Here is a 17,264-nt window from a genome sequence, read left to right on the forward strand (position 1 = left end):
GGGGCCCGCTTTGGCGGAACCGGAGCGCTGCACCGCCGCTCCGGTCTCTCCGCGAAATGGCCGTCAAGGGTCGACACTTACAGCAGTTCAAAGCCCTGTTGTTGCACCGCCTCGGAATCCAGGCCCACCTGGACGTTGAAGGTCCCGGGCTCGGCAACGCGCTGCAGCTGGCCATTGTAGAACTTCAAGTCTTCTTCGCTGATGCTGAAGGTCACGGTCCGTGTTTCGCCGGGTTTGAGCATGAGCTTCTGGAAGTTCTTCAACTCCTTGACCGGGCGACTCATCGAGGCGGACACATCCTGCACGTACAGCTGAACCACCGTCTCGCCGGCCACCTTGCCGGTATTGCGCACCACGACGCTGGCTTGCAACGTGTCCCCGCGCTTGAGCTTGTTGCCTGAAAGCGCGAGCCCCGACAGTTCGAACGTGCTGTAGCTCAGGCCGTAGCCGAAAGGATACAGCGGCCCATTGGGTTCTTCGAAGTACTGCGAGGTGTAGTTGCCGGGTTTGCCAGGCGTGAACGGACGACCGATACGGGTGTGGTTGTAGTACATAGGAATCTGCCCGACCGAACGTGGGAACGTGATCGGTAGCTTGCCGGAGGGGTTGTAGTCGCCGAACAGCACGTCGGCGATGGCGTTACCGCCTTCGGTACCGGCGAACCAGGTTTCGAGCAGGGCGTCGGCCTGCTCGCGCTCCCAGCCGATGGACAGCGGCCGGCCATTCATCAGTACCAGTACCAGCGGTTTACCGGTGGCCTTCAAGGCCTCGATCAACGCGCGCTGGTTGGCCGGCACCTGCAGCGAAGTGCGGCTGGAAGATTCATGGGACATGCCGCGCGATTCGCCGACCACGGCCACGACCACATCCGCCTGCTGCGCGGCCTTGACCGCTTCGTCGATGAGCACTGCAGGTGGTCGAGGGTCGTCGACGATTTCCGGCGCATCGAAGTTGAGGAAGTTCAGGTAGTCGAGAATGGCCTTGTCACCGGTGACGTTGGAGCCCTTGGCGTAGACCAGCTTGCCCTTGCCCTCGATGGCGCGGCGCAGCCCTTCGCGCACCGTGACCGAGTGGTTGGGCCGCCCGTCGGCCGCCCAGCTGCCCATCATGTCGATCGGTGCGTCGGCAAGGGGACCGACCAGGGCGATGGTGGCGTCTTTGCTCAGCGGCAGTGTCTGCTTGCGGTTTTCCAGCAGCACCAGGCTGCGGCGCGCCACGTCGCGCGCGGCGTCGCGGTGCAGGCGATCCTCGCCGTAGTAGTCCTTGAGGTCGTTCTGCGCCGCGCCGATGCGCACGTAGGGGTTCTTGAACAGGCCCATGTCGTACTTGGCGCCCAGCACTTCGCGTACGGCCTGATCCAGCTCCGCCTGGCTCACGTCGCCCGCCTTGAGCAACCCTGGTAGCTCTTCGCCGTACAAGGTGTCGTTCATGCTCATGTCGATGCCCGCCTTGATCGCGAGTTTGGCAGCCTCGCGACCGTCGCGCGCCACGCCATGGCGGATCAGCTCCTGGATAGCGCCATGATCGCTGATGGTAACGCCCTTGAACCCCCACTCCTTGCGCAGCACGTCGTTCATCAGCCAGGTGTTGGAGGTGGCCGGCACGCCGTTGATCGAGTTCAGCGCAACCATCACCCCACCGGCGCCGGCGTCGATCGCAGCGCGGTAGGGCGGCAGGTAATCGTTGTACATCTTCGGCAGGCTCATATCGACCGTGTTGTAGTCACGCCCGCCTTCCACCGCACCGTAAAGGGCGAAATGCTTGACGATGGCCATGATGCTGTCCGGGTTGGCCGGGCTGCTGCCCTGGAACGCGCGGACCATCACCTGGCCGATCTTCGCCGTCAGGTACGTGTCTTCGCCAAAGCCCTCGCTGGTGCGACCCCAGCGAGGATCCCGGGCGATGTCGACCATCGGCGCGAAGGTCATGTCCAGTGCGTCGGCAGCCGCTTCGATGGCCGCCGTGCGGCCGACCTTGGCGACGGCGTCCATGTCCCAGGTGGCGGCCATGCCCAGGCCGATGGGGAAGATGGTGCGCTCGCCATGTACCGTGTCGTAGGCGAAGAACATCGGGATCTTCAACCGGCTGCGCATGGCCGCGTCCTGCATTGGCCGGTTTTCCGGTGCCGTGCGCGAATTGAACGTGCCTCCGATGCGTCCGGCGGCGATCTCCTCGCGGATCTTCTCCCGGGGCATTTCGGGGCTGATGCTGATCAGGCGCAACTGCCCGATTTTTTCGGCCTCGGTCATCTGGCTGATCAGATGGTCGATGAAGGCCTGTTTGTTCTCGAGCGGCGGCGCGGAAGTGGCGGCGACAGCCGCCTGGCTGACGAGGCCCATGGCCAGGCCCAGCAGAGACAGTTTCATCATGAATTCCGTAAGGGGGCCGATGCACGGTCAACGGTGACACACGCACGGGCGAAGTTTTCGGGCGGCTGTTGTTGTACGATTTGCACGCAGATCTTCCTGCGGCGGATTATGCCTGAATCCGTCGCGTGCTGACGAAGCCCCGTACACCGGGAAAACAACTATAAGAACGCTCACGAGAACACGGCATGACCCCGCTTGAACCCTACTACCAGCGTCAGCTCGCTGAAGCCATGGCCGGTGTTGGCCGGCGCACGGATGTCGCGTTGCTGGCAGTGCTCGCCCGCCGCGCCGATGATTACGCGTATTTCCCACTATTCTGGTCAGCCGTGCTGGCGCTGGCGCTGCCAGGCTTGCTGCACGGGGTGCTGGGCTGGCCCAGCGTGCGCGGCCTGATCGTCGCCAACGTGCTGCTGTTCGTAGGCCTGTGCGTGCTGTTGCGCAGCCCGCGCCTGGAACGCTTGACCGTACCGCGGGCCTGGCGCCGCTGGCGAGCGTCGCGTCTGGCCACTCGTCAATTTCTCGACCTTGGCGCTCAGGCCTTTACAGGTGCCGGATGCGTCATGATTTTCGTCAGCGAGGCCGAGCAGTACGCACGGTTGCTGATGGACAAGCAGGTCGCGCTTTGCCTTGATGACGCGGTGCGGGTCGCGCTCACTGACCGTCTAGCCAGCCAGGTTCGCCAGGGGCAAACCTTGCAGGGAATGATCGAGTGCGTCGAGGCGTGCGGCCTTCTCCTTGGCCAGCAGGCGCCACGCGCGCTTGCGTGCAGGCGTTTGCCCCAGCCGCTGGTAATCCTCGACTAACGCAACCCTGGCCGACTGCGCTGGGGTGTAGAATACGGCCCCCGCTATTGGAGGTACCGTTTGCCCATGTCTGCCCTTTCTACTCCACCGGATGCGCGCGTCCAGTTTCTCGACCTGCTTCGCACCGGCTTGCAGGGCAACACTGTGGTCAAGCTGGTCCTGGCGCGGCCTGTGGGCACCGACCCGACCCTGCAACGCATCATCGCCAAGCCCTTGCTGGTCAAGGGTCAGGCGAACCTGTCCCTGGTCTACCGTCACCAGACCCGCGATATCACCCGCAACCTGCCGCTCGATGATGCTCTGCAATGCATCGCCGAGCTGCTGCCAGAACATTTTCGCAACGCTCACCTGTTCGATGCAGAGGGTGAGCTGCAATTGACCTTCAGCAAGAAGGGCAAGCCCATGCTGCAGCGTCATGGCGCCCAGGCGCCCCGGGAAACCGTTGGCAGCAACGGGCATGACCGCGAGAAAAAGCGCTACCTGGACATTGCCCGACCGTTTTTGCGTGACCTTGGCGTAACGGATGGCCAGGGCGCACTGATCCCTTCGATGTCGCGCAAGTGGAAGCAGATCAACAAGTTCATCGAGGTTTTCGACCACGCCCTGGCCAATGCGCCCTTGTCGAGCGAGCAGCGCTTGCGGGTGGCCGACTTCGGCTCGGGCAAGGGCTATCTGACCTTCGCCATGCACGATTACCTGCGCAATACGCTGGGCCGCGATGCCCAGGTAACGGGGGTGGAGCTGCGCCAGGACATGGTCGAGCTGTGCAACGCTGCCGCCGCGCGGCTCGAACACCCAGGGCTCGAGTTTCAATGCGGGGATGTGCGCAGCGTGGTGCCCGATGCCATCGAGGTGATGATCGCCCTGCACGCCTGCGACGTGGCGACCGACTACGCCATCCATACCGGCATCCGCTGCAACGCGGCGATCATCATGTGCTCACCGTGCTGCCACAAGCAGATCCGCCCGCAGTTGCACAGCCCAGGTCTGTTGCAGCCGATGCTGCAATATGGCCTGCACCTGGGCCAGCAGGCCGAAATGCTCACCGACAGTCTGCGCGCACTGTACCTGGAGGCCTGCGGCTACGAGACCAAGGTGTTCGAGTTCATATCGTTGGAGCACACCAACAAGAACAAGATGATCCTGGCCGTCAAGCGGCGCCAGCCAGCGGATCAGTCAGCCTTGCTGGAAAAGATAGAACAGCTCAAGGCGTTCTATGGCGTGAAGGCGCATTGCCTTGAAACGTTGCTGCGGGCGGATGGTTTGCTTTGAACCTGATGCGCTCCAGCCTTGGATATGCTCATCCTTGCTTCGCTGCTCATGAGCGCGTTCTGATGCTGCAGGCATGCTTGATCACTCAGCTTGAGCAATCAATTGCACAGTCGTGCTTGCCAGCCCCAGCGGATGCGTCTGGGCGTCGAAGAAGTGCAGGGCCGTGTCCGGCATGTCTTCGAAGCGGCTGGTGAAATGACGCTTCTGATTGATGACCGATGCCTCTCCCAATGGGCGTATGGCAATGGCCAGGTGGCTGGGCCGGGCTGAGCGAATGGCTTCGAGCAGGTGCCGGTCGTTGCTGTCCAGATGCTGGCCGAACAGGCACATGCCTTGGTGTTCACCGGCCAACTGGCCGAGGCTCCAGCTGAGGTAGTCCGAATGCCGGATGGCACGCAGTTTTTCGTCGCTGCGCTCTTCGTTGACGAACAGCGGCACTTCACCTGGCACATTCACGGCGAACCCTTCGAGCATTTCAGCGCTGCTTGCACTGCGTTGCCGGGTGGTGCCGTCAGGCAGCTTGAGCAGGTGCATGCCACCGTGCAGGTGCAGCACCCGAGTGCCTTTATCCGTCGTTCGGCGCACGTCGAAAAAACCCTGCTCGTCGAACAATTCGGCGAAGCCCTTCGGGTCGTGCTGCACGGCCCAGACCAGCAGCAGGTCATAGTTGCTGGTATAGACGTTGCGGTAGCCGCGCAGGGCCTGGTTGAGGGTGGTCAGGGCGGCTTCGGGCATGGCCGACCAGGGCATGTGCACGGTGCGCACGGCGTGGATCAGCGCCTCCTTGATGGAGTAATAGCGGTTAAGCGGCGCTGTCGAGTTGATGGCCAGCGCAGCGTTGGTGCGCACCGTAGTGTTGAGGGCGGTCAGCACCGGTTCGAACAGCTCAGTGCCCAACGACTTGAACAAGGCCTGATCGCTGATGGCCAAGCCCTTTTTGCGCCCGGCCCGTTGCGCCTCCTCATACAGCGAGAAGTACCCGAACGGCTTCCAGAAGGCCCGGCTTGCGCCGTTGCCGACCAGTAGGGTTTCGCAGGGGTACTGGTCGGCAAGGTCTGACCAGGCGGGGAGAGTGGCGTCGAGTGCGGGCATGCTGAAGTCCGTAAAGCGGGATCCGGCAGACTTTACCACGCCAAGCCCAGGTCATGAGTGCGCCGTGCCAGAGCTGGCAGCGCCGTGTAGGGGGCATTGGTGAGGGTGAGGGCATCTGCAGAGGATTGAAAGTGAACACGAGCGGACTTCATTCCCTCCAAGGTATTGAGTGGTCACGGTGCAGTGCCTAGCCAGCATCGGCCACACCGACACATAGATCGTCATGTCTTTTACTTGAACAGGAGATCCCTCATGGACACCTATCATGTAAGCCCTGCCAACGACGGGTGGGAACTGAAGAAGGCAGGTGCTGCGCGTGCCTCGAAACACAGCGCTACCAAGCAAGAACTGGTGGGGTCGCTGGCCACCTTCTTTGAGGGCAAGACCGCCTCGGTTAAGATCCACAAGGCCGATGGCACCCTCGAGGAAGAGCGCACCTACCCACGTGCCGCTGACCCGCGGCGCACCAAGGGTTGATACCGATCAGCGCCGCGCTGCTTGGCATCGACATGCACCAGTGCCATGGGCGCGGCCTCTACAAGTGGTTGCTTGCAAGCTTTCTGATCGGCAAGCGCATTCGCGCCAGTGTCGCGGTCCAGGCCTATCAGGTACTGGTCGATACCCACGGCCTGGACACACCGGGCAAGCTGGCGAGGTGCCCGCATCACACGTTGGTGAAGCTGCTGGGTCAGGCCGGTTACGCACGCTACGACGAATCCACGGCCCGGCGGCTGCATCGGTTGGGCAAAGGGCTTGAAGCGGAAATGGACCACGTGCTGCTGGACGACGCAGTGGACATGGCGCACGTAAACGCTTGGCTGCTGAGGTTTGAAGGCGTGGGGCCCAAGACGCTCGAGATTTTCATGCGGGAAGCGGCGCCGGTACTGCAGCATCAACGTGCGCAATGAGGATGGGCGGTAGAGGAAGCGTAAGCCATGTGAACGCTGGCTTGAAGGTGGAGCGGGTAGAGGGAATCGAACCCTCAACTAAAGCTTGGGAAGCTTTCGTTTTGCCACTAAACTATACCCGCATCTGAGCTGCACTTTTTACCAGAACGTTCGGCAAATTAGAAGCCCGCGTTATAAAAAAACGTCATTTCCCTCCGTTTTCCCGTGCTCCCCTCCATGCGCCTAAGGCTCGCCTACACGGCAGCGATTTCCTCGCGCGTGAGTTCACGGTATTCCCCTGGCGGCAGGTCCAGGTCCAGCGCGATGGCGCCCATGCGCTCCCGGTGCAGCTTGACCACCTTATTGTCGTAGAACCCGAACATGCGTTTGACCTGATGATAGCGCCCTTCGACGATGGCGAGCCGGGCCAGGCGCGGCCCGAGGATCTGCAGGTCGGCCGGTTGTGTCGTCAGGTTTTCGAAAGCAAAGTGGAAACCCTCCTGAAACCGGGCCACGTAGTGCTCGCCGATCTCGTCCTGGGTTTCGACCAGGTAATGCTTGGGCAGCTTGGTGGTGGGTTGGGTCAGCCGCCGGGACCACTGGCCATCGTTGGTCAGGATCATCAGCCCGGTAGTATTGAAGTCCAGGCGCCCGGCAATATGCAGACCCTGCGCAAGCGCGTCGGGCAGCAAGTCCATGACGGTCGGATGCTGGGGGTCGTGGGTGGCGCTGACGCAACCGGCCGGCTTGTGCAGCATCAGGTAGCGTGGCGGGTGGCCCGCCTGCAGCACCTCATCGTCCAGCTCGACCCGGCTGAACGCCCGCACTTCCGTCAGCGGGTCGCTGGTTACCTGGCCATCGACGCGCACGCGACGTTGAGCCAGCATCAGGCGCGCATGCTGGCGGTTGCAGGTCGGCAGGTTGGCAAGAAAACGATCAAGGCGCATGGGTGAAACCAGCAGGCGATGCCAATTGGGCCTCGACGCCCGCGCAGCTTGGGCACAGGCAGGCACGGTCGCGCAGTTCGGCAGGCAGGGCCTGCAGCACGGCCGGGTCGATGCGCACACTGAAGCACCAGCAGGCCTGGGTGGCCTGGGCAGGGTCGGCCAGGGTGCACTGGTTAAGGGCACCGCAGGCGGGGCAGTATTGATCGTCGTTCATATCAGGTTTCAGTGCAGACACGGTTGCGGCCAGCCTGTTTGGCACGATAGAGGGCGCCGTCGGCGCGGGTCAGGAGGGTATGCAACGTGTCGCCTGACTTCAGGTGGCTGACCCCGATGCTGGTGGTCAGGCGCAGCGGCTGGTCTTCGTAACTGAAGGTCAGTTGCTCGGCGCGGCGCCGGATCTTTTCGGCAGCCTCGTTCGCCTGGCAAGCATCGGCCTCACGCAGCAGCACGATGAACTCCTCGCCTCCCCAGCGGCAGAGTATATCGGACTGGCGAATGCTGCCTTGCAGGACATTGGCAAATTGGCGCAGCACTTCGTCGCCTGCCAGGTGACCATAGGTGTCGTTGAGCACTTTGAAGTGGTCCAGGTCGATCAGCAACGCCACCAGCGGACTGTTGTCACGCTGGGCCTCGCGCAGCGCCTGGGCGGCCAGCAGGTCGAAGCTGCGTCGGTTGGGCAGCCCGGTCAGGCTGTCGAGCGTGGCCAGGGCTTCGGTGCTGGCCTGGTGGCGGCGCACCATCGCATGCACCAGGGCCACCACCACGAGGGTGATCATGGCGCAGATCGCCAGGTTCAGGTACAGCGAATGACGAATCCGGTCCAGCGCCCCGGTCTCGCGCTTGTCCACCAGCAGGTACCAGTCCAGTTCCGGCAAGTGGCGTACGTTCAGAAAATGGCTGTGGCCTGCAAGGTCACGGTATTCATGACTGCCCTCGCCAGGCACCGGCTGGTGTGCGAGCACGCCGCCCAGGTCTGGGCTGTCGACCAGCGACTGGCCGACGCGCAGGCCCTGCGGGCCACCACCCGAGCCTGTCATCAACACCTTGCCCTGGGCGTCGACGAAGACCACGGATCGCTGATAGCGATGTTGGTACTGGTCGATCATCCTGACCACGGTCGAAACGCTCAGCCCTACCCCCGCAGCGCCGATGAAGCGCTGCTGATAGTCGTGCACCTTGTAGTTGATGAACACGGTGAGGTTGTCCTGGTTGGCCATGTCCAGGTCTACATTGATCTCGTAAGGCGCTGCCTGGTCGCGCAGGCGGAAGTACCAGGCATCACGCCAGGCCTGGGGCTGGACCTGCTTAAGCACGCCCTTGGCCTGGTAGTAGGTCAGCGTGCGTTCGGAGACGAAAAAGGACGTGAAGATGTCCTGCTTGCCCGTCACCTCGCCCAGGTAGCGGGTCATGCGCTGGGCATCCTGCTCACCGGCCAGCACCCAGTCACGCAGGAAGGTGTCCTGGGCCATCATCGATGCGATCAGAACAGGGCGGATCAGGTCTTTCTGGATTTCCGAATAAACCGTGTCGGAAGTCAGGGGCAGTTCGGTATTGATGATGCCGTCACGTATGGCGCTGCGCGAGGAGAAATAACTCAGCAGCGACGTGGCGAGGAAACCGCAGGCCAGCAGCATCAGCAGGGCGGCGATTAACGAACGCTGCGATGACGGAGCGGAGCGTGAAGGCATGATCTTCCCATGATGTGTGCCGGGCCGCACATTCTAGTGTTCTGGGCACTAAATAACTGCAAGATTTTGTTTGGAAGCTGCAGCTGTATCAAATTATTACCAGTATGGCACTGCACGAGTTGACGCTTGTCTGATTCCATGTCGATCAACGTGTTGTGCATCGACGCTCGGCAGCGTTCGCTGTGCGGGCACCTCAGCGGTCCGGGAGGCCGCCTATGTCCTATCGAATTCTGCTTGTGGCCCTGCTCGGGCTGACGCTTGGCGCCTGTGCGCCGTACGCTGGACGGTCGACCTACTACCGCTCCGACTATTACGTCACGGACCGGTATGTCTCGCCTGGCTACGCGCCCGGCTATTACCGCTACGGTCGTTATCCGGTGGCGCCACAACCGCGCTACTACTACCAACCGGTGCCTCGTTACCATGCGCCGCCCGGCTACCGACCGTTGCCGCCGCCCGACGTGCGCCGCTGGCACGGCAACCCGCGCTACGATTATGGTCATCGCCAGCGCTGGGACTACAGGCGTGACCGTGACCGGCACGACTACCGCAACGATGGCCCGCGCTATCAGGATGGAGGTCGACATCAAGGCGGCTGGGGTGACAGGCGTGGACGAGGACACTGATCAGGTGACAAGCACCCTGTCACTTACGCGCCGCTAGTGCAGGTCCGACAGTGGGTGATGGCCTTCCCAGGGTGCTTGGAAGTGTGCCTGTACCACGGCTGCGGGCACATGGTCCACATCCGGCCAGTGCCAGCGTGGCTGGTGATCCTTGTCCAGCAGGCGTGCGCGCACCCCTTCGCTGAACTCAGGGTGGCGACAGCAGTTCAGGCTCATGGCGTACTCCATCTGCAGCACCTGCGCCAGTGACAAGTACCGGGCCCGACGGATCTGCTCCCACACCAGATGAGCCGTCAGCGGGCAGCCCGCCAGCATGCGCTCGGCGGCTGCCGAGAGCAGTGGGTCCTCGTGCTGGCGCAGGCCCGCCACGGCCCGCCAGGCAGCGCCTGCGCAGGTGACATCGAGCAATGCGTCGATGAGCGCGCGGCGCGGCAACCACTGGGCTGTGGGTAGCGTTTGGCGGGCACAATGCTCCTCAGCCCTGAACAGGCTGTTGAGCTGGAGCGCGGTCTGCTCCTGCCAGTTCACCTGCAGCAGTTCATCGATCAACGCCGCTTGTCGGTCTTCGCCCATGAAGCGGTCGGCCAGCCCCAGGTCCAGCGCATCGCGCGCATTGACAGGCGCACCGGTGAGCCCCAGGAACAACCCCAGCTTGCCCGGCAAGCGGGCCAGGTACCAACTGGCCCCAACATCGGGGTACAGACCAATGCTGATCTCTGGCATGGCCAATACGCTGCTGGGGGTCACGATGCGTACGTTGGCGCCCTGAAGCAAACCCATGCCGCCGCCCAGCACATGGCCATGGCCCCAGCACAGCAGCGGCTTGGGATAAGTGTGCAGGGCATGGTCCAGGCGATATTCGGCGGCAAAGAACGACGCGGCCAGCGGTGGCACGCTGCCAGGCTGCTCGCGGCACGCCTGGGCCAGCGCCCGCACGTCGCCACCGGCGCAGAAGGCCTTGGCGCCATTGCCACGCAGCAGCACACAGGCGATGCCCGGGTCTTGCGCCCAGCTGTGCAACTGCTCGGCCAGCGTCTCTATCATTGGCAGGTCGAGGGCATTGAGCGCCCTTGGCGCATCGAGGGTGACGATGCCCAGGCGAGCGCCGTCGGCGCCTGTCAGGACTTGGCAGTGAATGCTCATGGCTTACCTCATTCAGGTCACCGCTCAAGTATGGCCTGCCTGGTCGATCCCGCCGGGCACTGGTCGGATCGTTTGACAAGCGTCGGTGTCACCCCTAGTGTCGCCCCATTGTTTACGGAAGCCCACATGACTGACGACGATCGCATCAAACTCGAGCCCAGTTGGAAAGCCGCCTTGCGTGCCGAGTTCGAGCAGCCTTACATGCAGCAATTGCGCGAGTTCCTGCGTGGTGAATATGCCGTCGGCAAGCAGATCTACCCGCCTGGCCCGCTGATCTTCAATGCACTCAACTCCACCCCCCTGGATCAGGTCAAGGTGGTGATCCTCGGCCAGGACCCGTACCACGGCCCAGGGCAGGCCCATGGCCTGTGCTTCTCGGTGCAGCCTGGCGTGCCGACGCCGCCGTCGCTGGTGAACATCTACAAGGAGCTGCATCGCGATCTGAATATTCCCATCCCCAACCATGGCTACCTGCAAAGCTGGGCCGAGCAGGGTGTGTTGCTGCTCAATACCACCATGACCGTGGAGCGGGGCAACGCGGCATCCCATGCCAAGAAAGGCTGGGAGTTCTTCACCGACCGTATCATCGAGGTGGTCAGCGAACAGTGCGAGCATGTGGTGTTTCTGCTGTGGGGCTCCCATGCGCAGAGCAAGCAGAAGCTGATCGACGGCACCAAGCACCTGGTGCTCAAGTCTGTGCACCCCTCGCCGTTGTCGGCGTACCGCGGTTTTCTTGGCTGTGGACATTTCAGCCGTGCCAACGGTTTTCTCGAGCAGCGCGGGCTAGCGCCCATCAACTGGGCGTTGCCACCGCTGTGAGCCAGGCGGGGCCGTCAGGCCCCACAGGTCATGAGGGCCGCTTGCTCATCCAGTAACGGAACAGGGGCTCGGCCAGGAACAGCACGAAGAGCAGGCGCATCACTTGCAAAGCGGTCACCAGGGGCACCGACAGTTGCAGCGTTTCGGCGGTCAGGCTCATTTCAGCGATGCCCCCGGGCATCATGCCCAGCGTCAGTGAGCGCAGGTCCAAGGCTGTCAGCAGGCTCAAGCCCCAGGCGGCAGCGCCAGCCAGGGCCATGCTCAAGGCAGTCGCCACCAGCGTGCGTCCCAGAAATGCCGGGGCTCGGCGGAAGAACGCACGGTTGAAGTGGCAGGCCAGGCCGCTGCCGATCAGCCATTGGCCGATCTGACTGGCGCCATTGGGCAGGGCAATCTGCAAGTCGGCGGCCAGGCTGAAGGTGGCTGCCACCAGCAGTGGCCCGAACAGCCATGGGTTGGGCTGTTGCAGCCGCTGCCAGAGCCACCCGGCGGCCACCCCCAGCGGTGCGATGAGGGCCAGCCAGGCCCAGCTGACGCTGCCGGTGTGGTTGAGCGCTACGCCATCGCCCAGCAGCAGCTTGAACAGCGCCGGCACGCACAGCACCACGGCCAGCACGCGCAGGCTCTGGGCTGCGGCTACCTGGCTCAGTACCGCGCCATTGCGCGCACCCAGGTTGACCATTTCACCGGAGCCGCCTGGCATGCTGGCAAAGAACGCGGTGGCGCGGTCCTCACCCGAGCGGCGCAACAACCACACGCCAAGCACGCTTGAGACCGTGGTGAACAAGGCGCCGAAGAAGATCAGGGCGAAATGGCTGCCCACTTGCTCGATGACCTGGGGCGTGAAGTGCAGGCCGATGCCCAGGCCGATGATGCATTGCCCGCAGCGCCGGCCATTGGGTATCTCTGGCAACTGCCAAGGGCTCAGGCAACGTACCGCGATGATCGCCAGCAGCGAGCCGACCATCCACGGCAAAGGCCAGCCGACCTTGCTGGCGGCGAAACCGCCAGCAAGGCCGACCAGCCCAGTTGCCCAGTACAGCGGCAACGCGCGATCAGGCATCGGCCATGGCCCGGCGCTGCAGGCTGCGTTTGCGCCAGATGCGCACCATGGGCAGCGCGAGCATGAGCGCTACCAGTGCCCAGACACCCATGCTGATCGGGCTCGACCAGAGAATGCCCAGCTCGCCATTGGAAATCGACAATGCACGGCGCAGGTTCTGCTCCATCAGGCCACCCAGAATGAAGCCCAGCAGAATCGGCGACAGCGGGAAGTCCAGCTTGCGCAGGATATAGCCCATGATGCCGATGCCGACCATCAGGAACAGGTCGAAGGTGGTGGCATGCACGGCGTAGACGCCGATCCCGGTGATGATGGCGATCACCGGCACCAGGGCCCAGTTCGGTACGGCCAGGATGCGGGTGAAGATGCGGATCATCGGGATGTTCAGGATCACCAGCATGATGTTGGCGATGAACAGCGACGCGATCAGGCCCCAGACGATGTCAGGTTGCTGTTCGAACAGCAGCGGGCCAGGGGTGATGTTGTAGAGGGTCAGCGCGCCGATCATCACCGCCGTGGTTCCCGAACCCGGTACGCCAAGGGTCAGCATGGGCACCAGGGCGCCACAGCAGGAGGCGCCGATGGCCGTTTCCGGTGCAGCCAGGCCACGGGCGTCACCCTTGCCGAACTTGCCGCTGGCACCGGCCATGCGTTTTTCGGTCATGTAGGCCACCGCACTGGCCAGCGTGGCACCTGCGCCTGGTAACACGCCCATCACGAAGCCCAGCAGGCCGCAGCGAATGTTCACCGCGAACACCGACGCCGCTTCCTTGAAGTTGAACAGCATGCGCCCGGTGGCCTTGACTGCCTGGTGGCCGTGGTGGGTCTTTTCCAGCAGCAACAGAATTTCGCTGATCGAGAACAGGCCCAGCACCAGCACGACGAACTGAATGCCGTCGGCCAAGTGCACGCTGTCACCGGTGAAGCGGTACACGCCACTGTTGGCGTCGATGCCCACCGCCGACAAAAACAGGCCGATCAAGGCGGCGATGAAGGTCTTGAGCGGCTTGTCGCCGGCCATACCGCCCAGGGCGACAATGGCGAACACCATCAGCACGAAATACTCGGCCGGGCCGAAGGCGATTGCCCACTTGGCCAGCAGCGGGGCGAACAGCACCATGCCGCAGGTGGCGATGAAAGCGCCGATGAACGAGCTCCAGGCCGACAGGGACAGGGCCACGCCCGCCAGACCCTGGCGTGCCATCGGGTAGCCGTCCAGGGTGGTCATCACGGTCGACGCTTCGCCCGGGATGTTCAGCAGGATCGAGCTGATTCGCCCACCGTACTCGCAGCCCAGGTACACCGCAGCCAGCAGGATCAGCGCCGACTCCGGAGGCAGGCCCAGGGCGAAGGCGATGGGAATCAGCAGGGCCACGCCATTGATCGGGCCCAGGCCCGGCAGCAGGCCGACGACGGTACCGATCAGCGTGCCGGACAGGGCAGTGACCAGGTTGTAAGGGGACAGGGCGACGCCGAAGCCCTGGCCCAGGTAGCTCAAGGTATCCATGTGTCAGTTCTCCAGTACGCTCAGCAGGCCAAGGGGCAGGGGCACGTCCATGACGCGGTCGAACAGCCAGTAGAGGAAAAGGCTCATGCCAACCACGACGATGACGCTGTGCAGCCAGCGACCGCCATACAGGCGCGCCATGGGCACACCGGCCAGGATGGCGCTGAGGATGAAGCCAAGGGACTCGAAGGTGGTCGCGAAAATCAGCAGCAGGCCAATGCAGGCGGCGATCTTGGTCAGGGTCGCCTTGTCCAGCGCCGGCTCGTCGTCCTTGTGCACGATCGGCGTGGGGCGGATCGCCATGTACAGCAAGCCCAGGCTCATCAGGCCGAGCATCAGCAGCGGGTAGGCACGTGGGCCTACCGGCTCATAGGAAAACGCCGCCTGATACGGCCAGGCCATCACGGCCAGGGCGGCGCACACGGCCAGCAGAATCAGGGCGAAGATGCGTTGCAGGATCATGGAGGAATCCTCGGTAAGTAGCGATGGGAGCGGCACACCCGTGAACCTGGGCCAAGGCCCAGGCCATGCACGGCAGCGTCTGCCTGCTCCTGCCAGGAAAAACCGGCAGACTGGGTTACTGCACCAGGCCGAATTCCTTGGCCAGCATCTTGTAGTCAGCGACTTGCTTCTTGACGTAGCCATCGAGCTCTTCACCCGTCATGGCGAAGGGGAACAGCTCACGCTGGTCACGCAATTTGGCGAAGTCTTCGGAGGCCAGCATCTTGTCGAACGAGGCTTTCCACCAGGCGTAGTCTTCGTCGCTCACTTTCGGGCCGAGGTAGAAGCCGCGCACCACAGGCCAGACGATGTCATAGCCCTGTTCCTTGGCAGTGGGGATGTCCTTCATGGCCGGGTCGTCCAGGCGTTTTTCCGAGAACACGGCCAGCAGGCGCATGTTGCCGCTCTCGATGTGCGGCATGGAGTCGGAGATGTCGGTGGAGCCTACCTGGATATGGCCGCCGAGCAATGCCGTGGCGATTTCGCCGCCGCCTTCAAGTGCCACGTAGCGCAGGTCGCGTGGGTTGATGCCGGCAGCCTTGGCGATCAGGGCGGTTTGCATCCAGTCCTGGCTGCCTACGGTGCCGCCGGAGCCGATCACCACCTTGCTCGGATCTTTCTTCAGCGCCGCGACCAGGTCGTCGAGGGTTTTGTAGGGCGAGTCGCTCTTGACTGCGATCGCGCCGTAGCTGGTACCGACGGCAGCCAGCCATTTCACTGCATTTTCATCGAAGCGACCGAACTTGCCCTGGGCCAGGTTCAGCAGCGAACCGCTCGACCAGGCCACCAGGGTCCCGGCATCGGCTGGGCGTTGGGCTACTACCGCGTTGTAGGCCACAGCGCCGACACCGCCAGGCATGTAGGTCACGCGCATGGGCTTGCTCAGGATCTTCTCCTGCACCAAGGCGCTTTGCACCAGCTTGCAGGTCAGGTCGAAGCCGCCGCCAGGCGAGGCCGGGGCGATGCATTCGGGGCGTTTGGGTTCGGCGGCCAGGGCATTGCCTGCCAGCAGCAGGCAGCCGGTTGCCAGTACGATACGGCGCAGTGAAAAGGTCATGGTCTATCTCCGTAGGCGTTGTTGTTATCGGGTTACCACAGGGCGACGCTGTAGCTCACCAGCAGCCGCACTTCGTCGGCGTCACGGGCGAAATTGGAGCGGAAGGTCGCGTTTCGCAGGCGCACCGCCACGTTTTTGAGCGGGCCGTTCTGCACCACGTATTTCAGCTCGGTATCACGCTCCCATTCCTTGCCCTCGCCACCGCTGGCACGGCTGACGTTGTCGCCGCTGATATAGCGGGTCAGGAACGTCAGGCCAGGCACGCCGAGTGCGGCAAAGTTGTAGTCGTAGCGGGCCTGCCAGGAGCGCTCGTCGGCATTGGCGAAGTCGTTGATCTGGACGAAGTTGACCAGGTAGGGGTCGGCGCCATCGACATAGGGGAACGCGCTGTCGCCGGTCAGCTGCTGCCAGCCGGCGCTGAACTTGTGCCCACCCAGGGCATAACTGACCATGCCGTTGAAGGTGGTGTTGTCGATGCTGCCGGCCCTGGCAGCCCCTGCGTCATCGCTCAGCGCCAGGCGCAGGTCGAAGGCCAGTGCGCCTGGGCCTACGGCTTGGGTGGCGAGCAGGCCGATGAAGTGCTGGCGGTAGATGTCATCCAGTTGGGCGAAGTGATAGCTGCCGGTCAACCGGTCGCTGAACTGATAGTCCAGCCCCGCCAGCGACAGGTTGTCTGCGCTGAACGAGCCACCGAAGCGGCCGTTCTTGTTGTTCAGTGCCAGGTCTTCCCAGTTGGTGTCGTCACGGTCCTTTGCCTTGTCCAGGCGCCCACCAGTGAAGGTCAGGCCCTTGATTTCCTTGGAGGTGAGCAGACCGCCTTCGAAGGTTTGCGGCAGAATGCGGCCATCGTTGGGGCGCAGGGTGGGCAGGGAAGGGATCAGGGTGCCGATCTTCAGTTCGGTCTTGGAAATCTTGGCCTTGGCGGTCAGGCCGAGCTTTGAGTACTCGTCGGCAGCCTTGCCATTGTCATGGGTGGGCAGCAGGCCACTGCCGGTACGGTCAGGGCTTGAATCGAGCTTGATGCCCATCATGCCCAGCGCATCCACGCCGAAGCCTACGGTACCTTCGGTGTAACCGGATTCGAGGTTGAGCATGAACCCCTGGGCCCATTCGTCGCGCTTGGATTGTTGCGCACTGGTGCCATCGCGAAAGTCGCGATTGAAGTACATGTTGCGGGTTTCGAAGGTGGCCGTGCTGTCTTCGAAGAAGGCGGCCTGGCTGAGCGGGGCGACGCCGGCGAGCGCGAGGGCGCTGGCGATGGCGCTGGGGCGTGCGGCGAGGGAACGAGCAGGTGCGAGCGCCTGCGGCTGCAATGACAGCATCGTTGTGGCTCCGTTTCTTGTTCTTATTCGATTGCACCTTGCTGGTGCTTTATTCGGCGCTCGGGGCGACCGTGGTGCGATGCTAGGTAACGAACCTTTCGCTAACCTTTCAGCGTGAAAGGTTTGTCGCGCCGGCTTCACAGGCCGCGGCGGCGGGGTACACTCCGCGCC

The 17,264-nt window shown here is 63.2% G+C and carries 17 protein-coding genes and 1 tRNA gene; 6 read left to right on the forward strand and 12 right to left on the reverse strand.

The window, feature by feature from the left end; genetic code table 11:
* Nucleotides 1–77 precede the first annotated feature (77 nt).
* Nucleotides 78–2,369, reverse strand: a complete 2,292-nt coding sequence (gene bglX / locus NMB38_RS04705) for a beta-glucosidase BglX (protein WP_059183286.1) — start codon at nt 2,367–2,369, stop codon at nt 78–80.
* Between the two features lie 185 nt (nt 2,370–2,554).
* Here bglX and NMB38_RS04710 point away from each other — a divergent pair, with 185 nt between their 5' ends.
* Together NMB38_RS04710 and NMB38_RS04715 are read left to right on the forward strand one after the other, a co-directional pair.
* Complete coding sequence (locus NMB38_RS04710; protein WP_049696479.1) at nt 2,555–3,172, forward strand: membrane protein; 618 nt, start codon at nt 2,555–2,557, stop codon at nt 3,170–3,172.
* Nucleotides 3,173–3,238: 66 nt separating this feature from the next.
* On the forward strand, nt 3,239–4,444 hold the full coding sequence (locus tag NMB38_RS04715) for a class I SAM-dependent methyltransferase (protein WP_049696478.1): 1,206 nt from the start codon (nt 3,239–3,241) through the stop codon (nt 4,442–4,444).
* Nucleotides 4,445–4,525: 81 nt separating this feature from the next.
* On the opposite strand, the gene NMB38_RS04720 is transcribed toward NMB38_RS04715, so the two are convergent.
* Nucleotides 4,526–5,536, reverse strand: a complete 1,011-nt coding sequence (locus NMB38_RS04720) for a DUF4917 family protein (protein ID WP_027914556.1) — start codon at nt 5,534–5,536, stop codon at nt 4,526–4,528.
* 252 nt (nt 5,537–5,788) lie between these two features.
* On the opposite strand from NMB38_RS04720, the gene NMB38_RS04725 reads away from it, so the two are divergent.
* Together NMB38_RS04725 and NMB38_RS04730 are read left to right on the forward strand one after the other, a co-directional pair.
* On the forward strand, nt 5,789–6,013 hold the full coding sequence (locus NMB38_RS04725) for a DUF2188 domain-containing protein (protein WP_027914557.1): 225 nt from the start codon (nt 5,789–5,791) through the stop codon (nt 6,011–6,013).
* The gene (locus tag NMB38_RS04730; RefSeq protein ID WP_173645883.1) at nt 6,010–6,444 is read left to right on the forward strand and encodes an HhH-GDP family DNA glycosylase; all 435 of its coding nucleotides are present in this window, start codon (nt 6,010–6,012) and stop codon (nt 6,442–6,444) included. The genes NMB38_RS04725 and NMB38_RS04730 overlap by 4 nt, the downstream gene beginning before the upstream one ends.
* A gap of 48 nt (nt 6,445–6,492) precedes the next feature.
* On the opposite strand, the gene NMB38_RS04735 is transcribed toward NMB38_RS04730, so the two are convergent.
* From NMB38_RS04735 to NMB38_RS04750, 4 genes are all read right to left on the reverse strand, one after another.
* Nucleotides 6,493–6,566: transfer RNA gene (locus tag NMB38_RS04735), tRNA-Gly, on the reverse strand.
* A gap of 111 nt (nt 6,567–6,677) precedes the next feature.
* Nucleotides 6,678–7,370 carry a pseudouridine synthase gene (locus NMB38_RS04740; RefSeq protein ID WP_128610795.1) on the reverse strand — a complete coding sequence of 231 codons (693 nt, stop codon included), beginning with the start codon at nt 7,368–7,370 and terminating at the stop codon, nt 6,678–6,680.
* Nucleotides 7,360–7,584, reverse strand: a complete 225-nt coding sequence (locus NMB38_RS04745; RefSeq protein ID WP_028687227.1) for a cysteine-rich CWC family protein — start codon at nt 7,582–7,584, stop codon at nt 7,360–7,362. Before NMB38_RS04745 ends, NMB38_RS04740 begins: the two co-directional genes overlap by 11 nt.
* 1 nt (nt 7,585) lies before the next feature.
* Nucleotides 7,586–9,058, reverse strand: a complete 1,473-nt coding sequence (locus NMB38_RS04750; RefSeq protein WP_027914561.1) for a sensor domain-containing diguanylate cyclase — start codon at nt 9,056–9,058, stop codon at nt 7,586–7,588.
* 215 nt (nt 9,059–9,273) lie between these two features.
* On the opposite strand from NMB38_RS04750, the gene NMB38_RS04755 reads away from it, so the two are divergent.
* The gene (locus tag NMB38_RS04755) at nt 9,274–9,684 is read left to right on the forward strand and encodes a hypothetical protein (protein WP_027914562.1); all 411 of its coding nucleotides are present in this window, start codon (nt 9,274–9,276) and stop codon (nt 9,682–9,684) included.
* Between the two features lie 33 nt (nt 9,685–9,717).
* Here NMB38_RS04755 and dspII read toward each other — a convergent pair whose 3' ends face one another.
* Entirely contained in the window at nt 9,718–10,824 is a 1,107-nt protein-coding gene (gene dspII / locus NMB38_RS04760) for an enoyl-CoA hydratase/isomerase DspII (RefSeq protein WP_027914563.1), read from the reverse strand.
* Nucleotides 10,825–10,950: 126 nt separating this feature from the next.
* Here dspII and ung point away from each other — a divergent pair, with 126 nt between their 5' ends.
* On the forward strand, nt 10,951–11,643 hold the full coding sequence (gene ung, locus NMB38_RS04765; protein WP_490805844.1) for a uracil-DNA glycosylase: 693 nt from the start codon (nt 10,951–10,953) through the stop codon (nt 11,641–11,643).
* Between the two features lie 28 nt (nt 11,644–11,671).
* On the opposite strand, the gene NMB38_RS04770 is transcribed toward ung, so the two are convergent.
* The 5 genes from NMB38_RS04770 to NMB38_RS04790 form a co-directional block, all read right to left on the reverse strand.
* The gene (locus tag NMB38_RS04770) at nt 11,672–12,706 is read right to left on the reverse strand and encodes an AbrB family transcriptional regulator (RefSeq protein WP_088522933.1); all 1,035 of its coding nucleotides are present in this window, start codon (nt 12,704–12,706) and stop codon (nt 11,672–11,674) included.
* Nucleotides 12,699–14,213 carry a tripartite tricarboxylate transporter permease gene (locus tag NMB38_RS04775; protein WP_023534356.1) on the reverse strand — a complete coding sequence of 505 codons (1,515 nt, stop codon included), beginning with the start codon at nt 14,211–14,213 and terminating at the stop codon, nt 12,699–12,701. Before NMB38_RS04775 ends, NMB38_RS04770 begins: the two co-directional genes overlap by 8 nt.
* 3 nt (nt 14,214–14,216) lie before the next feature.
* Nucleotides 14,217–14,675 (reverse strand): tripartite tricarboxylate transporter TctB family protein, encoded by a 459-nt coding sequence (locus NMB38_RS04780; RefSeq protein WP_049696475.1) that lies wholly within the window; start codon nt 14,673–14,675, stop codon nt 14,217–14,219.
* Nucleotides 14,676–14,790: 115 nt separating this feature from the next.
* Nucleotides 14,791–15,771, reverse strand: coding sequence for a Bug family tripartite tricarboxylate transporter substrate binding protein (locus tag NMB38_RS04785; RefSeq protein WP_028687230.1), 981 nt, complete (start codon nt 15,769–15,771; stop codon nt 14,791–14,793).
* A 32-nt stretch (nt 15,772–15,803) separates the two neighbouring features.
* Entirely contained in the window at nt 15,804–17,093 is a 1,290-nt protein-coding gene (locus tag NMB38_RS04790) for an OprD family porin (protein WP_028687231.1), read from the reverse strand.
* Between the last annotated feature and the right edge of the window lie 171 nt (nt 17,094–17,264).

The sequence above is a fragment of the Pseudomonas sp. FBCC-B35 genome, from assembly GCF_059133755.1.

Excerpts from the sequence above, each read along its gene's own strand:
- bglX (WP_059183286.1), bottom strand. The coding sequence starts at position 2,369 with ATGATGAAACTGTCTCTGCTGGGCCTGGCCATGGGCCTCGTCAGCCAG.
- NMB38_RS04710 (WP_049696479.1), top strand. The coding sequence starts at position 2,555 with ATGACCCCGCTTGAACCCTACTACCAGCGTCAGCTCGCTGAAGCCATG.
- NMB38_RS04715 (WP_049696478.1), top strand. The coding sequence starts at position 3,239 with ATGTCTGCCCTTTCTACTCCACCGGATGCGCGCGTCCAGTTTCTCGAC.
- NMB38_RS04720 (WP_027914556.1), bottom strand. The coding sequence starts at position 5,536 with ATGCCCGCACTCGACGCCACTCTCCCCGCCTGGTCAGACCTTGCCGAC.
- NMB38_RS04725 (WP_027914557.1), top strand. The coding sequence starts at position 5,789 with ATGGACACCTATCATGTAAGCCCTGCCAACGACGGGTGGGAACTGAAG.
- NMB38_RS04740 (WP_128610795.1), bottom strand. The coding sequence starts at position 7,370 with ATGCGCCTTGATCGTTTTCTTGCCAACCTGCCGACCTGCAACCGCCAG.
- NMB38_RS04745 (WP_028687227.1), bottom strand. The coding sequence starts at position 7,584 with ATGAACGACGATCAATACTGCCCCGCCTGCGGTGCCCTTAACCAGTGC.
- NMB38_RS04750 (WP_027914561.1), bottom strand. The coding sequence starts at position 9,058 with ATGCCTTCACGCTCCGCTCCGTCATCGCAGCGTTCGTTAATCGCCGCC.
- NMB38_RS04755 (WP_027914562.1), top strand. The coding sequence starts at position 9,274 with ATGTCCTATCGAATTCTGCTTGTGGCCCTGCTCGGGCTGACGCTTGGC.
- dspII (WP_027914563.1), bottom strand. The coding sequence starts at position 10,824 with ATGAGCATTCACTGCCAAGTCCTGACAGGCGCCGACGGCGCTCGCCTG.
- ung (WP_490805844.1), top strand. The coding sequence starts at position 10,951 with ATGACTGACGACGATCGCATCAAACTCGAGCCCAGTTGGAAAGCCGCC.
- NMB38_RS04770 (WP_088522933.1), bottom strand. The coding sequence starts at position 12,706 with ATGCCTGATCGCGCGTTGCCGCTGTACTGGGCAACTGGGCTGGTCGGC.
- NMB38_RS04775 (WP_023534356.1), bottom strand. The coding sequence starts at position 14,213 with ATGGATACCTTGAGCTACCTGGGCCAGGGCTTCGGCGTCGCCCTGTCC.
- NMB38_RS04780 (WP_049696475.1), bottom strand. The coding sequence starts at position 14,675 with ATGATCCTGCAACGCATCTTCGCCCTGATTCTGCTGGCCGTGTGCGCC.
- NMB38_RS04785 (WP_028687230.1), bottom strand. The coding sequence starts at position 15,771 with ATGACCTTTTCACTGCGCCGTATCGTACTGGCAACCGGCTGCCTGCTG.
- NMB38_RS04790 (WP_028687231.1), bottom strand. The coding sequence starts at position 17,093 with ATGCTGTCATTGCAGCCGCAGGCGCTCGCACCTGCTCGTTCCCTCGCC.